The following is a 16,847-nucleotide window of genomic DNA, read 5'->3' as shown; positions in this document are numbered from 1 at the left end:
TATATGGAAAACAATACTACCATAAAAGAAGACGAAATTGATTTGATAGCCCTCATACAGAAAGTATGGAAGTCGCGAAAATCAATAGCTTTGTTTACACTGATATTCTTAGTTATAGGAATATTAGCAGCTCTGTTTGCTTCTAAAGAATATACTGCTTCTACTCTTATGATACCTCAAACCTCTGACAATAAAGCTGGTGGAGGACTTAGTGGGTTGGCTGCTATGGCAGGTATTAGCTTAGGAGGTGGTGGTAGTGATGCTGTACCGTTGACTACCTATACTAAAATCATTGAGAGTATTCCTTTTAAGAAGAAACTAATACAGACTCCTCTTACCTTTAAAGACCTTCCCAAGAACATTACTTATGAGGAATATATGAAGAAGTATACAAAACCTAGTCTTTTAGGTCGTGTGATGGGTATATTCAAAAGTAGTACACCACCAGCTGAACCCAAAATGAGCGATAGCCTAACCGTAACAGCTATTAGTAATGAAGAGAGAGGCATATTAAATAGCATTGACAATAACATCAAGTTAGACCTTAATGAAAAAGAAGGGTATATTACTCTCTCATATATTATGCCTGAAGCAGTACCTGCTGCCCAAATGCTGCAAAGTGCCCAAAAACTACTACAAGAGACTGTTACTGAATTTAAGCTACAAAAAGCTAAAGAAGAATATGACTTTGTGCAAAAACGCTGTACTGAAGCCGAACAAGACTTCAAAGCTAAACAGTATGCAGTAGCTCAGTTTCAAGATCGCAACCGCGACCTATTTAGCAACTTACCCCAAACCCGTTTACAACAATTACAAGCTGAATATAACCTCGCAGCTAATGTATATACCGAGTTAGCTAAACAATTAGAAGCTAAACGTATCAAGCTAAAAGAAGACCAGCCTATTTTCACCGTTATTGAGCCTGTAAGCGTGCCAAACGCTCCTTCTAAACCAAAGCGTATGATGATTATAGCTATCTGGACATTCGTAGGTTTGGTAATAGGTATTGGTAATGTCTTCTTAAAAGATTTTAGAAAACAACTAAAAGAAGCTGCTTAATGACACACATTATCTTTGATATGGATGGGGTGCTCTTAGATAGTGAGCCTATGCACCAACAGGTGATTTATGAAGTATTTCAGCTTAAAAATATCCCTTTGGATAGAGACTATATACAGACCCTCACGGGTATGTCGGCTTTCCCTATGTGGCAAAAGATAAAACAGGATGCTCAGAGAGTTGAAACCGTCGAAGAATTAGTACAGTTTCATAAAGATTACTTCTTTCAGAAGTTACCAGAGTTACACGTAGCTCCAGTACCTCACGTCAAAGAAGTATTAGCTCAGTTTAAGTCAGAGAGGAAGCACCTGTCATTAGCCTCTTCTTCTGGTAGAAAACTTATAGAGATTTTCACTGAGCAGGTAGGTATTAAACACTATTTTGAAGTGATTATGAGCGGTGATGATGTGAAGTACAGCAAACCTAATCCCGAGATATTCCTAAAAGTAGCCGAATGGTATGCCCTACCCCCTACACAATTTACCGTAATAGAAGATAGCACCAATGGTGTAAAAGCTGCTAAAAGTGCTGGTATGCATTGCATAGGCTTCCAAAATCCTCTCTCTGGAGGTCAAAACTTACAAGAAGCTGACCATATAATCCACTCGATGAACGAACTTTTAACCCGATAATGACTCAAGAAATACAAATTATAGAATGCGCTTTTACAGCCAATAAAGATTACCTACAATCTTTGTTGGCTGTTGGCTTTTATGCCATTGCCGTACAAGAAGACATCCAACAAATAAGTAATCAATTAGACTTCAGCAATACTCAAACTAAAATAATCAGACTGAAGGAGGACGATGAGGTAGCTATTAAAAAACTATACACCGAAAAGGATTGGTACTCTTCATTACAAGCAGACTACGAAGCTGGAAAACGGCAGTTCTATAGTGCTATTAGGGGTATAGGCGGTTACTTACCTACCGAAAAACTCCTTACGTATTGCCAAGCCAAGCACCTCTTGACAGGGATTAATCTTTTAGCTTTCGAGAGTGCTTACAACGTAGCCTTAGCATTATCTCGCTAAGATTTCTTCCGTAGCAAAGCTACCCCTATTGCGCAATCTAAACAACGTTTGCCTTTGCAATATTGCTTGTGTTGCTGCAACAATACCTGCGAATCAAAAGCCGTCTCTACCTTGGCGCCTAAGTGCTGAAAGGCATCTACCACTCCATTACGCTCTGCAGGTAGTCCCTTTATAGTTTTTATCAATGTTTCTGTTATGTCTTTACCTAAAGTCTTATAATAGAAATACTGAATAGGTACCACTACATTTATCAATAGCAGTTGTAGCAAAGTAGCACTTATAGGCTTCTTCACCTTAGGAGATACCTTATGAAAAGTGTAATGCGTCTCCCAAAAATCCGATACACCTACCTTAAACAAGGCTAAAAGACTATGTAAATCCGTTATCTCTAAGATTTTAGAAAAGAGACTTTCGCGCTGCTCATACACTTGTGCTAACTGCGATAGTCGTATAGTGGGGAAACTCTGAGGGCGCAAACCTTTAAAGTTAATTATTGCAGTGATATCTTGAAGATTATATTTCTGCTTCAAATAAGCATAATGTTGCTGCAAATCCTTTATATAAGTATGTTCTCCTTCTTCTGGCAGTAGGTTAGCGCGCCCTAAAAACAATGCTTCTAAATGCAAAGGGTGACTACATTCCTTGCGAATAATCGAAAAATCTAACTGCCTACCTATCTCTAAAAAAGCCTCTCCGTTTACAACCCCTCCAAAATACTTCAACAGAAGAAGAAATAACACTTTCTCCCAATCCCATTGGGCTTCTTGCCATACTTCTGCTATAAAAGCTGACTTTTCTTCCAATCGTTCTACAAAAAGCCGCTCATTCCAAGACAATAATGTCATCTCTGGGGTCGATTTATAGTCCTTTTCACACGGAATGAACTCATAAGGCGCCCCTAATGACGTTTGATAACGACTGAGCAGCTCTGGTGCTATCACATTCTTAAGTTCTAAGGTAGGTATAGGCTGATTATTAGCGTCAAACACCTCTATATCGTGCTCCCAAACCACGTGAAGTATTACATTGCGATAGGCAGGATCTTGCTGATGCCCGTGTGCATACCAATGCGAGGACTTCAGATGCATCTCTACATTGCCCGCCCATTGTTGCCCGTCTATCAGCAACTTTGCATTGAAAAAGTCTGCTCCTGAAAGGGTATTATATTGCCCAAACGACAGTATTTCAAGCATTTCGCCTGTACTAAGTTGGCAACTGAGAGGTACCTTTTTGTATTTCCAAAGATAATGCAAGAAATCTTCTTTCATAGCATTTTCTTTTCAAGCCAAAGAAAAAGTCGGTAGTATAACAAACTCAACAAAGCGCCTATAGTCAAGCCTACCAACACATCTCCAGGGAAGTGCACCCCTAAGTAAATACGGCTATAGCTAACCACTAACGACCAGCATAGCAAAAAAGGAGTGATATACCTTAGGCGTTCTTTCAGTAGCTTGCTGAAAAAGACCGCTACAGCCATTGTATTGCTAGCGTGCGCCGAGAAAAAACCATACTTGCCTCCGCAAATTACCATTCGCATACGGTCTATGAGGGTCTCATCGTGGCAGGGGCGCAACCGCTGAAAGCCGTGCTTAAATATATTAGCTAATTGGTCGGTAGTAGCCACTACTAAGGCAATACACACCAATATCAGCAGTACCTTCTTCCAATGAAAATACTTACAGCACAAATACAACAGAAAAGCATAGAGCGGAATAGAGGCAAGCTCATTGGTAATCACCAACCACACCGCATCGGCTTCTGTACTGCCCATCTGGTTCAGATAGCATAGCCATTCTTTGTCTTTTTCAATGATATAGTCTAACATCGCAATAGTTGGTTAGTAAGGTTTATTTTCGTTTTTTCTTTTTCTTGAAAGCCTGTTCAAAAGCCTCTACAGTCTTCTGTTTACGACTTTTCTTCTCGCCTTTCTTTTCACCTTTCTTCTTATCTTCTCCTTTTCTCCTACTTTCGCCGCCTTTTTTATCGCCTCGTGAACGCCCTGCTCCTTTGTCAGAAATCTCTACATTGATAAACCTGCCGTCCATTCTAAAATCAGCAAAGGTACTCATCACTAAGTCCGCTTGGTCTGCTTCGGTATTAAAGAAAGAGAAGCTATTTTTTACATCTACTTTGAAGACATCATCTCTTCCTAAGTTGAGCGTAGCCTTCAGAAAGTCCTTAAGCGTCTTCCAATCATAACCATCGCGCTCACCTATATTGATGAAGTAACGCACCTCACCGCTATCGCCTCCTTTTCTGCTCTCTTTTGCGTCTTCTTCTGGCAAAACTTCAGCATTTTTGTAATAATTAAAGAAGCGAGTAAACTCTACCGCAAATATTTTTTTGATAAGCTCTTCGCGGTCTATGTGTTGCAATTCTTTGTAAATGGCAGGCAAATAATCTTCTATAGCCGGATTGACCTCTACATTCTTCAGACTGTTAGCCAAATGGTATAGCTGTATTTCGCATATTTCAATGCCCGTAGGCAAAGCCTTCTGCTCAAAAGGTTGTTTGATAATCTTCTCTATCTCCTTTATCTTCCTAAGCTCACTTTTAGGTACGAGAACCATCGAAATACCCGACTTACCAGCTCTACCCGTACGCCCACTGCGGTGGTTATAAGTCTCTATCTCGTCAGGAAGCTGGTAATGTATCACGTGGGTAATATCATCTACATCTATACCGCGAGCTGCCACATCAGTAGCCACTAGCATCTGTATTTGGCGTGCCCTAAAGGACTTCATCACTAAATCGCGTTGATTCTGACTCAAATCGCCGTGTAAGGCTGCCGCATTATAACCATCTTCTATCAACTTTTCAGCTACGGCTTGCGTATCTTTCTTAGTACGACAGAAAACTACCGAGAAAATATCAGGATTGGCATCTGCTAATCGTTTGAGTGCCTGATACCTATGTCGCCCATTTACCACGTAATACTCGTGCTGCACAGTGCTACTCGCCTGATTGCGTGTGCCGACAGTTATCTCGATAGGTTTACGCATAAACTGACGAGCTATCCGCGCAACCTCATTAGGCATCGTAGCCGAAAAAAGCCACGTACTTTTCTCCTTAGGGGTATGCGACAAAATAGCGGTTATATCTTCATAAAAGCCCATATTGAGCATCTCATCAGCCTCGTCTAACACACAGTAGTTAATATGGCTAATATCCACAAAATTGCGGCGTATCATATCCTGCATACGCCCTGGAGTAGCCACTATTATTTGCGCCCCTTTTTTCAGGCTACGCGCTTGTTCTTCTATACTCGCACCACCGTATACCGCTACCACATTCACCTTAGGCAAATATTTAGCGTAATTTTTCAATTCTGAAGCAATTTGCAAACAAAGTTCGCGCGTAGGCGAAAGGATAAGCCCTTGTGTAAGCTTGCTATCAGTGTCGATAAGCTGCAGAAGAGGGAAGCCAAAGGCAGCTGTTTTACCAGTACCTGTTTGAGCTAAAGCTACCATATCGGTATCATCTTCTAAGAGGGTAGGAATGGCTTTTTGTTGGATTTCAGAAGGAGTTTCAAAGCCCATATCAGTTATGGCTCTGAGGATAGGTTCATCAAGACCTAATTGTTCAAATAAATTCATTAATATGATGTGTCGATTAGATAATTTGTCGATTTGCTAATTTGTCAATTTGTCGATTATCTAATGTTTTAAGGCACAAAAGTACAACTTTATTTTTAAATAGCAAATTAGCAGATTAGAAAATCTACTAAATTTCCTAATCTGCTAATTTCCAAATTTGCTAATTGCTAATTTTTCTTCAAGTACAACCAACCGGTTTCGGTTTGTGTTTTATTATGTTCATCTACATACTCGATGATGTAATAATAAGTACCTTGTGGTAAGTTGTCTGAGGCTTCTAAGGTAGCACGAGCTTCCGATACTCCTCTGAAAGCTTTAGTGGTATTATTATAACCGCTCATTTCAAAGACTTTCACTCCCCAACGGTTGTAAATTCTTACCGTGTTGTTAGGATAGTTTTCTATGCCTTCAATATGGAAGTGGTTATTCTTATCACTACCACCTATTGATACTCCGTTGTAGATGATCAACTCGCTGGTTACGTGTATACTTATAGTAGCGGTACGACAACCTGCCGCGTTGCACAAACTATACTCAAAGCTATCAGTACCCTTAAAGCCATTGTTTGGCGTATAAGTTATAGTACCATCACCATTGCTTACAGCAGTTCCGTTGGCTGGTTGCGATGGTATGCTTACCGTTACAGTTGTACTGCTAGTTACTCCTACTGTTACCGGTGTATTGATACGAGTATAAGCCGTTACATCGTTAGTATCTGGTGCATCAGTTACAGTACCCGATACCGTGATAGTTACTACCCCTGTATCGCAGCTGGTAGGTGTAGCAGTCGTACATATCTTATAAGTAATCGTATAAGTACCTGATGGGGTTCCTGCTGGTACGGTCACTACCCCTGTATTAGGATTAAGCGTTGGTACAGTAGCACCTGGTGCTTTAGGAGTAGCTGGTATTGTAACGGTAATGCTTACATTACCACCATTACCTGCTGTAGCCGATTGGGTACCTACCCTATCATTGGTCAATATATTGCCCGCTGTAGTGGTAGTAGTATCAGTATATACCATATCATCAGGGGTTATCACTGGCACATTTGGTATAGTAATAACTACTGCCCCCGGAGTACAAGCTGTTGGCGTAGCTGTTGTACAAACATCGTAGGTTATAGTATAAATACCTGGTGGGGTTCCTGCTGGTATAGTTACCCTTCCGTTGTTAGCATCCAAACTTGGCACTACAGTTCCGGTAGGTGTACTAGTAATATTGATTACCACATTGCCACCTGTACCTGTTGTAGCCGATTGGGTACCTACTGTATCATCGTCTAATATACTTGGTGTTGTAACAGTAGCGGTGCCGGTATAGGTAAAGGCATTAGGCGTTACCACTGGCACATTGCCCACTGCTATAGTAGCAATGCTTGTTATGCAATGATCAGGATTCAACACTTCGCATACAGTATAAGTAACGGTATGTATACCTGTCGGTGTACCTGCTGGTACTCTAAATCCACCTGAAGTAGTAGTTTGAATAGCTACTGGCAGATTGTCAAAAGTAATTGTTACTGACTGACTGCTTGGCGTATGTCCATCTATAGTTACCGTTTCTAACACACTGCTAGTAGTACCACCTATAGTAGCATCAGGAATAGTATAAGTGCGCGGTGTCACACTAAGGTTTGGCGTACCTATCACTAAAGTAGTGCTATAAGTATGACAGTTATTATTAGCATTAAGGGTTTCACATACTGTATAATAGATAGTAGTGTTAGTAGCTGGTGTTCCTGGTGCTACTACCAACTGTCCGTTAGTATTGCTAGTTACCCCTGCAGGCAAGCCTGTGAAAGTAATCGTTACCGACTGACTGTTAGCTGGCTGTCCGTTAAGGCTAACCCCTGTCAGTACTGAGCTGGTAGTGGTACCACCTTGTGCGCCGTTGGCTACTGTTAGGGTAGTAACCGGAGTAACGGTTAATACGCCCCCACCTATAGTGATAGTGCTAGTTACTGTAGTACAGTGACCGCTGTTAAGAGCCTCGCAGATAGTATAACTTACGGTATAAGTACCTGCTGGGGTGTTAGGAGCCACATTCACAGTACCGTCATTATTACCTGTTGCTCGCGGTGGCAAAGTATTCCAAGTAATAGACACTGTGTTAGGAGCTGGATTGCTGTTGCCGTTAAGCACTACTCCTGTCAATACACTTGGTGTAGAGGTGCCGCCAATAGTACCATTAGGCACTGTTATAGGAGTAGGAACTACTATCATATTGCCATTTCCTACTGTAATAGTACTAGTTACTGTCTTACAGTTATTGTTTTGATTCAAGCGTTCGCAAACAGTATAGCTTACAGTATAAGTACCTGCTGGCGTATTCGCTGGAACAGTAACAGTACCGCTGTTAGTACCTGTAAATCCTGGTGGCAAACTATTCCAAGTAATGGTTACCGAGTTAGTATTTACAGGGTTACCATTAATAGTTACTCCTGTCAATACATTATTTACTGAAGTACCTCCTGTAGCGCCATTTGCCACTATCAATTGAGTTGGCGTTACAGTCATATTACCTCCTCCTATAGTAATTTGCGAAGTAACTGATTGACAGTTGCTGTTACCATTAAGGCGTTCACAAACAGTATAGCTAATTGTATAAGTACCTGCTGGGGTATTAGGGGCGATAGTTACCGTACCACTCGCATTACCCGTAGCATTTGGTGGCAAGCTGTTCCAAGTGATAGTTACTGAAGCCGTATTCACCGGACTACCATTTATCTTCACACCAGTAAGTACTGTGCCGGTAGTAGTACCACCTTGTGTACCGTTAGGGTGTGTTAAAGTCGTAGGTGTTACGGTCATATTACCGCCTCCTATGGTAATTTGCGAAGTAACTGACTGACAGTTGCTGTTGCCGTTGAGGCGTTCGCAAACAGTATAGCTAATTGTGTAAGTACCTGCTGGGGTATTAGGGGCGATGGTTACCGTACCACTCGCATTACCCGTAGCATTTGGTGGCAAGCTGTTCCAAGTAATGGTTACTGAAGCCGTATTCACCGGATTACCATTTATCTTCACACCAGTAAGTACTGTGCCGGTAGTAGTACCGCCTTGTGTACCGTTAGGGTGTGTTAAAGCAGTTGGCGTTACTGTTAAGCTACCGGTACCGATTACCAATGTACTTGTTACGGTTTGGCAATTCGTTGGGTTAAGCTTTTCGCATACTCTATAAGTAATAGTATGAGTACCTGCTGGAGTGCCCGCTGGTATTACAAGCTGACCGTTAGTATTAGAGGTTACCCCTGTTGGCAGAGCGCTAAAGCTGATGGTTACCGAATTAGTATTGGTTACCGTTGCGCCGTTTAGGGTGATACCTGTAAGTACGCTGCTAGTAGTGCCTCCACTTATACCGTTAGGAACTGTAAGTGGCGTTACTGGTGTTACTGTTAAGCTACCGGTACCGATTACCAATGTACTTGTTACGGTTTGGCAATTGGTTGGGTTAAGCTTTTCACATACTTTATAAGTAACAAGAGTGTTAGTAGCTGGAGTACCTGCTGGTATTACAAGCTGACCGTTAGTATTAGTGGTTACCCCTGTTGGCAAGCCACTAAAGCTGATGGTTACCGAATTAGTATTGGTTACTACATTACCATTGAGTCTTACTCCGGTAAGTACGCTGCTAGTAGTACCGCCGCTTATACCATTAGGTACAGTAAGTGGCGTTACTGGCGTTACTGTTAAGCTACCGGTACCGATTACCAAAGTACTTATTACGGTTTGGCAGTTTGTTGGATTAAGTTTCTCACATACTTTGTAAGTAACAAGAGTGCTAGTAGCTGGGGTGCCTGCTGGTACCACGATACGTCCTTGTGTATCGGTAGTTACTCCTGTTGGCAGACCACTAAAGCTTATCGTTACCGAATTAGTATTGGTTACTACATTACCGTTGAGTCTTACTCCGGTAAGTACGCTGCTAGTAGTACCTCCTGTTATACCATTAGGAACCGTAAGTGGCGTTACTGGCGTTACTGTTAAGCTACCAGTACCGATTACCAATGTACTTGTTACGGTTTGGCAATTAGTTGGGTTGAGCTTTTCGCATACTCTGTAAGTAACAAGAGTGTTAGTTGCTGGAGTGCCCGCTGGTATCACAATACGTCCTTGTGTATCGGTAGTTACCCCTGCTGGCAGACCGCTAAAGGTTATCGTTACTGAGTTAGTATTCGTTACTACATTACCGTTGAGTCTTACTCCAGTAAGTACACTGCTGGTAGTACCACCTGTTATACCATTAGGTACAGTAAGTGGCGTTACTGGTGTTACTGTCAAGCTACCAGTACCGATTACCAAGGTACTTGTTACTGTCTGGCAATTAGTTGGATTAAGCTTTTCGCATACTTTGTAAGTAACAAGAGTGCTAGTAGCAGGAGTACCTGCTGGTACCACGATACGTCCTTGAGTATCGGTAGTTACCCCTGCTGGCAAACCGCTAAAAGTTATCGTTACTGAGTTAGTATTGGTTACTACATTACCATTGAGTCTTACTCCGGTAAGTACACTGCTAGTTGTGCCGCCGCTTATACCATTAGGTACAGTAAGTGGCGTTACTGGCGTTACTGTCAAGCTGCCTGTTCCTATTACTAATGTACTAGTTACTGTCTGACAATTGGTTGGGTTAAGTTTCTCACATACTTTGTAAGTAACAAGAGTGCTAGTAGCTGGAGTGCCTGCTGGTACCACGATACGTCCTTGAGTATCGGTAGTTACTCCTGCTGGCAGACCGCTAAAGCTTATCGTTACTGAATTAGTATTGGTTACTACATTACCATTGAGTCTTACTCCAGTAAGTACACTGCTGGTAGTTCCGCCACTTATACCATTAGGAACGGTAAGTGGCGTTACTGGTGTTACTGTTAAGCTACCGGTACCGATTACCAAAGTACTTGTTACGATTTGGCAGTTTGTTGGGTTCAGCTTTTCGCATACTCTATAAGTAATCGTATGAGTACCTGCTGGAGTGCCCGCTGGTATTACAAGCTGACCGTTAGTATTAGAGGTTACCCCTGTTGGCAAGCCGCTAAAGCTGATGGTTACCGAATTGGTATTGGTTACCGTTGTGCCGTTGAGTCTTACTCCTGTAAGTACGCTGCTAGTAGTGCCTCCTGTTATACCATTAGGTACAGTAAGTGGCGTTACTGGCGTTACAGTCAAACTACCTGTACCGATTACCAAAGTACTTGTTACTGTCTGGCAATTGGTTGGATTAAGTTTCTCACATACTTTGTAAGTAACAAGAGTGCTAGTAGCTGGGGTGCCTGCTGGTACCACGATACGTCCTTGTGTATCGGTAGTTACACCTGCTGGCAGACCGCTAAAGCTGATGGTTACTGAATTAGTATTGGTTACTACATTACCGTTGAGTCTTACTGCGGTAAGTACACTGCTAGTTGTGCCTCCTGTTATACCATTAGGTACAGTAAGTGGCGTTACTGGTGTTACTGTTAAGCTACCGGTACCGATTACCAAAGTACTTGTTACAGTTTGGCAATTGGTTGGGTTAAGTTTCTCACATACTTTGTAAGTAACAAGAGTGCTAGTAGCAGGAGTGCCCGCTGGTATTACAAGCTGACCGTTAGTATTAGTGGTTACCCCTGTTGGCAGACCGCTAAAGCTAATAGTTACTGAGTTAGTATTCGTTACTACATTACCGTTGAGTCTTACTCCAGTAAGTACGCTGCTAGTAGTACCACCGCTTATACCATTAGGAACTGTAAGTGGCGTTACTGGCGTTACTGTTAAGCTACCAGTACCGATTACCAATGTACTTGTTACGGTTTGGCAATTCGTTGGGTTAAGCTTTTCGCATACTCTATAAGTAATAGTATGAGTACCCGCTGGAGTACCTGCTGGTATTACAAGCTGACCGTTAGTATTAGAGGTTACTCCTGTTGGCAGACCACTAAAGCTGATGGTTACCGAATTAGTATTGGTTACCGTTGCGCCGTTTAGGGTGATACCTGTAAGTACACTGCTAGTAGTACCACCTGTTATACCATTAGGAACCGTAAGCGGTGTTACAGGTGTTACAGTCAAGCTACCGGTACCGATTACCAAGGTACTAGTTACGGTTTGGCAATTGGTTGGGTTAAGTTTTTCGCATACTTTGTAAGTAACAAGAGTGCTAGTAGCTGGAGTGCCCGCTGGTATCACAATACGTCCTTGTGTATCGGTAGTAACGCCTGCTGGCAAACCGCTAAAGGTTATCGTTACTGAGTTAGTATTCGTTACTACATTACCGTTGAGTCTTACTCCAGTAAGTACACTGCTAGTAGTACCACCTGTTATACCATTAGGTACAGTAAGTGGCGTTACTGGCGTTACTGTTAAGCTACCAGTACCAATTACCAAGGTACTAGTTACTGTCTGACAATTGGTTGGATTAAGTTTCTCACATACTTTGTAAGTAACAAGAGTGCTAGTAGCTGGGGTGCCTGCTGGTACCACGATACGTCCTTGTGTATCGGTAGTTACCCCTGCTGGCAGACCGCTAAAGGTTATCGTTACTGAGTTAGTATTCGTTACTACATTACCGTTGAGTCTTACTCCGGTAAGTACACTGCTGGTAGTACCACCCAATGCCCCATTAGGTACGCTAAGGGTAGTTGGTGTAACGGTAAGCGTCATAGTGGCAAAGCTAATGACACGTGTAGCAGTTACTACATTACCGAAAGGATCGGTAGTGCTAAAGGTTACGGTTACTGCCCCGCCTACATTACATAGGTTAGACGGATAACTATAGTTATGGGTTACAGTAGCTGTACCACAAGTACTTGTAGCAGTAGCCGAAGCTATCCAGCTGCTGATAGTAGCCGAAGCCGTTGGCGCACTACATATCACGCTTAAGTTCGCTGGCAAGGTAAGCGTTGGTGTTGCTACATCACCCTTAGTAAGGGTAGCGGTTACTGAAGTAGTACAAGGGGCTATAACTTGGGTTACCTTAATATCGTCCATAGCCATATCGTGACCGCCAGACTCAGGGTTCACCATACTCACTACTACGTATACCGATGAGCGCGCCCCTACTTCTGTAGCGGTTAGGCTCACACTTTCTTGCTTCCAAGCATTGGGATTATTTGCATTACGAGGAATTTCATTAGAAATAAAATTCTTTAGTGGTGTTGAATTATTTTCATAATCTGTTTTATTTTTATAGACTGTTAATTGTACCTTCGGATTATTACCAGGAGTTATAAGCAAGTTATAGAAATAAGCAGAAAAAGTAAGTGCTTGGTTAGGCAATACGTTTACCTCACGAGCATAAATAGTTTGCAAAGTGCTCGGTGATGGATTCACAAAGAATATCCTACCATTTGTATTACCTGTATGGTCATTAGGAGTGCGCCAAACACTACTAAAAATATTTACAAGAAGGTTATGAGATATAGTATATTCACCTTCATTCAAGTCACTACCAGAGTGAGGTTTCGATTGCCCGTTAGCATTATAAACTGTATAGTTTGCATTTATATTTTCGTCGAAATACAGATTCTTACCTGTATATGGGCTCTTCACTGCGTGAGTAGGCGTTGTACCTACACCGAAATCTTCATTAAGCAAGGTAATAGTATTGCTTACTGCTTGATAGCTTACGCTAACTGTATAAGTTCGCTCTAAATCTAAACCTGTAAAGGTAGCGGTTGTACTAGTATAAGTAGTGCTACCCAAAGTATAAGTATAAGTAAAGCCAGTAGTAGCCGTTGGGGTTACGGTTAGAACTCCCTTACCTGTCGCACAATCATAAGTTTTGCTAACTGTAAAGGCAGGTATATCTTGCCCATTAGCTGTTACTATTTGCGTAGTACTTACTACCTGACCACAAGCCTTTGGTACTTGATATACAGTGATATCGTCTATACAGAAATCATTTCCCCAAGCATGTGAAGATGAACCGTTAGAACGGAATTCAATAGTAAATTCGGTGTGAGTACCTGAGTTAAATGTTCCTTCATATTTATGCCAGTTATTAAGCCCTGCACCACAGATAGAGTTAGGAACCTCTCCCGTATTTTTAGAAGCTATCACAGTATTATCATTTGCTACTAATACTACGCGAATATTAGGCTTAATCGCATTTTGAGAACCTCCCATTTTTTCATCTTCACGGAATAAGTTCAAAATAAAGAACTCCCATTTTATTTCAGAATTAGGAGCTATTCCTGTTACTTTCTTTTTATAGAACACATCACCATCAGAAAGAACTGCTTGCGCATTTGTTAAGAAGAAGCGTCCTTGTGTATCTGTACCTCCTGAAGTATGATCAGGGACAGGTACCCACACGTGATTTGGAGCGCAAGTTAATGACAACATACTTTTTCCATGCCCAGCACCACCTGCCATAGGAGTATAAGTAGCATTATATTGAGTAGGATTAGTTACTTCATAAGCTCCCACTCCTAATCCAAAAGGCATCGGTGTTGTTGTTGCTGGTAAACTTGTTCTTGGTCCACTACCAAAAGTCTCTTTCAATAGCATCACTGGTGAGGGCGCATTTCTGTACTCATATTGTACACTTACTGAGTGTGTACCACTTGCTACATTAGTATATACATAAGTAGTAGTATAAGCTGCTCCATCTAAACTATAAAGGTATTTAAGCGCAGGGTCTGGGTTTTCTACTCCTACATTTAAGATAGCCTTACCATCGCAAGCGTAGAATACCTCTGTTTTAATAGTAGGCTGTGCCAAAGCTGCTGGTACCGTTACATTCATATCAAACGGACAACCGTGAGTAACAGCATCGCGTACCGAAACTGTATGCGTACCTGCAGGTAACCAGCTGGTGTTAGAAGCCGTCCAAGTTATACCGTCAAAACTGTATTCGTAAGTACCACTACCGCCTTCTACATTGGCTATAGTTACCTCTGCTTTATTAGCATTAGCACTTGTACCACAACCTATTAGTTTGGTAACGCCTGCAAAAGCATTAGTTACTGAAGTATTAATAGTAGTAGTAAAATCTTTAGTACATTCCGCCAAAGCTTGTGTTATAACAATATCGTCTACGGCTATATCTTCACAACCACCAAAAACAGTCATTTCTAATACAAAGAACAAAGAAGTATTAGTTCCTACAGTAGTAGCAGGAATGCTAAGGGTAAGTCGTTTCCAATCATTAGGATTAGTAGAATGTGGCAATACTACTGATTGTTCTGCTAAATAAGCAGTTGGGGTTGCCTTATAAGCTGCTTCGCTAGTGTAAAAACGTACGCGCATTGTGTGAGGAGTTGAACTTGAACACACATGCCCTCCTGAAGAGTTCACCAAGTTCATTATAGCAGCTGAGAAATCAACTTTTTTATTAGGCAATACACTAAATGTGCGCATATAGAAATTAGGCTTACCAGGATCGAGGTCTACGAGCAACATTCTACCTTGTGGAGTATGCGAAGCATCGTTAGGGGTTGTCCAAAGCCCTGGTATAGTAGCCGTAATGTATCTCGCAATAGCGTATTCACCATTAACGGTGTTATTCATATTTGGCCCTGTATTATCTTTAGAAGCTCCTGAACGGCTGTATATTATTGGTGAGTTGTTCATCGGCTCAAAGAAGTAATCAGGGTGTACATAGCTATTAGCGGTAGCATTATTCCCTACTCCAAAATCTTCATTTACAAGGGTAACTACTGAAGCTACCGGTTTGTAATGTACTTTAAAATTATGGGTAGTACCCATAGCCAAGCCTGTAAACACATTGCTGTTTTGTAGTGCTCCCCCATCCATTTGGTATTGATAGGTAAAGAGCGAAGAGGTAGGCGTTACCACCAAATTAAGGGTATTATTAGAAGGACTACAATTGCTAAGGTTAGCTGAGATTGTAGGCATTTGCAAAGTAGTAACACTTACTGTTGTAGACACTTCTTGCCCACAAGTTTCAGGCATCTGCCATACTTTTATATCATCTATAGCAAAGTCGTTACCACTATTACCTGCTTCTAAATCTCTAAATTCTATACGAATAGAAGTTACACTTCCCGTATTCAGTGTACCCTCATATTTTCGCCAGTCTAAAGCATTTATAGCACGTGGTAAACGTCCAGTAGTTTTTGTATCTAATATATGCGAAGGATTGTTTTTATCTACTATTCTAATTTCGATATTAGCATCAATAGATGTAGGATGTGGTGCACAAGATGTATTCAATAAGTTCATCAAATACATTTCATACTTAATAGGTACATTAGGTTTTATACCATCAACATCTTTATAATAAAAGCGTTGTCCTGAAGCAGCCCCTCCTACGTTCATTGCATAAAAACGTCCTGTAGCATCAGTGCCGTTAGAAGTATGGTCTTTAGGTATTGTCCAACACCAAGTTGAGCATATTTGTACTTTATTATGAGGAGCTACAGTATAGTAGCCTTCATGTAAACAGTCACCTGCTGGAACAGTACCATTAGCAGGCTGGAAACTCCAGTTAGAGGGCACTATACTACCCAAAGACTCAGGAGCTCCTTTGCCAAAATCTTCATTTATGAGCATTCTTGGTGAAGGAATAGTGGTATCTTCATACTTTACAGTAATAGTATGCGTACCCGTACTTACATTCTGAAAAAGATATTTTTCTGAAAAAGTAGGGGCATTATCTAATTTAAACAGATAACGGTAAGAAGGCTGTGGGTTTTGTACTCCTACCTTTAAAGTAGGGCGCCCATCGCAATCGTAGAAAATCTCCTTTGTAATCACTGGTGCTACTGAAGCGGTTGGTACTGTTACGGAAATATAACTACTATAGTTGTTACTACTATCTTTTATCCGTACATTATGAGTACCTGCAGGTAGCCAGCCTACATTGCTAGGTTGCCAAGCCCCAACATTAAACTGATATTGGTAGGGAGGCGTACCTCCTGTTACATTGGTAACACTTACTTCTGCCTTATTGGCGTTAGCACCGCTACCGCAACCAATAAGCTTGGTTACGCCGGCATATCCTTTTACTTGCGCCTTTATAGGCACAGAGGCAAAAAAGAAAAACGCTAATAGCCACAAGGGCAATAACTGCATTGTCAGATTCTTTTTCATTATTATTACTATTTTACTTTATGGTTTTTGAAAAATAAAATTACTACTCATTTTTGAGAGTGCAAATATACAACTGTTTTTTGAAATGAGAATTTTTTTCTTGTTTTTTTTCAGTGGGAGGACTGA

At 41.4% G+C, this 16,847-nt stretch carries 7 protein-coding genes; 3 read left to right on the top strand and 4 right to left on the bottom strand.

The genetic code is table 11. The features are described 5' to 3' along the window. The first annotated feature begins 3 nt into the window (after positions 1-3). The 3 genes from FOC45_RS01800 to FOC45_RS01790 are packed head-to-tail and all read left to right on the top strand — an operon-like array spanning position 4 to position 2,092. Positions 4-1,059, top strand: coding sequence for a Wzz/FepE/Etk N-terminal domain-containing protein (locus tag FOC45_RS01800; RefSeq protein WP_009389268.1), 1,056 nt, complete (start codon positions 4-6; stop codon positions 1,057-1,059). Then, a complete protein-coding gene (locus FOC45_RS01795) occupies positions 1,059-1,691 on the top strand; it encodes an HAD family phosphatase (protein WP_009389267.1) in 633 nt (210 codons plus the stop codon). Before FOC45_RS01800 ends, FOC45_RS01795 begins: the two co-directional genes overlap by 1 nt. Beyond that, positions 1,688-2,092 (top strand): pyruvate carboxyltransferase, encoded by a 405-nt coding sequence (locus tag FOC45_RS01790; protein WP_369700495.1) that lies wholly within the window; start codon positions 1,688-1,690, stop codon positions 2,090-2,092. Before FOC45_RS01795 ends, FOC45_RS01790 begins: the two co-directional genes overlap by 4 nt. Here the strand turns inward: FOC45_RS01790 and FOC45_RS01785 are convergent. From FOC45_RS01785 to FOC45_RS01770, 4 genes are all read right to left on the bottom strand, one after another. Then, on the bottom strand, positions 2,089-3,360 hold the full coding sequence (locus FOC45_RS01785) for a DUF2851 family protein (RefSeq protein ID WP_009389265.1): 1,272 nt from the start codon (positions 3,358-3,360) through the stop codon (positions 2,089-2,091). The two genes, FOC45_RS01790 and FOC45_RS01785, sit on opposite strands and share 4 nt — an antisense overlap. After that, positions 3,357-3,917, bottom strand: coding sequence for a phosphatase PAP2 family protein (locus FOC45_RS01780; protein ID WP_009389264.1), 561 nt, complete (start codon positions 3,915-3,917; stop codon positions 3,357-3,359). Before FOC45_RS01780 ends, FOC45_RS01785 begins: the two co-directional genes overlap by 4 nt. A gap of 22 nt (positions 3,918-3,939) precedes the next feature. After that, entirely contained in the window at positions 3,940-5,688 is a 1,749-nt protein-coding gene (locus FOC45_RS01775) for a DEAD/DEAH box helicase (RefSeq protein ID WP_009389263.1), read from the bottom strand. Positions 5,689-5,855: 167 nt separating this feature from the next. After that, entirely contained in the window at positions 5,856-16,721 is a 10,866-nt protein-coding gene (locus tag FOC45_RS01770; protein WP_155846581.1) for a gliding motility-associated C-terminal domain-containing protein, read from the bottom strand. Positions 16,722-16,847: the final 126 nt, after the last annotated feature.

It is taken from the genome of Capnocytophaga sp. FDAARGOS_737, assembly GCF_009730375.1.
Taxonomy (GTDB): domain Bacteria; phylum Bacteroidota; class Bacteroidia; order Flavobacteriales; family Flavobacteriaceae; genus Capnocytophaga; species Capnocytophaga leadbetteri.
This window is presented reverse-complemented; position numbering and strand designations above follow the sequence as displayed.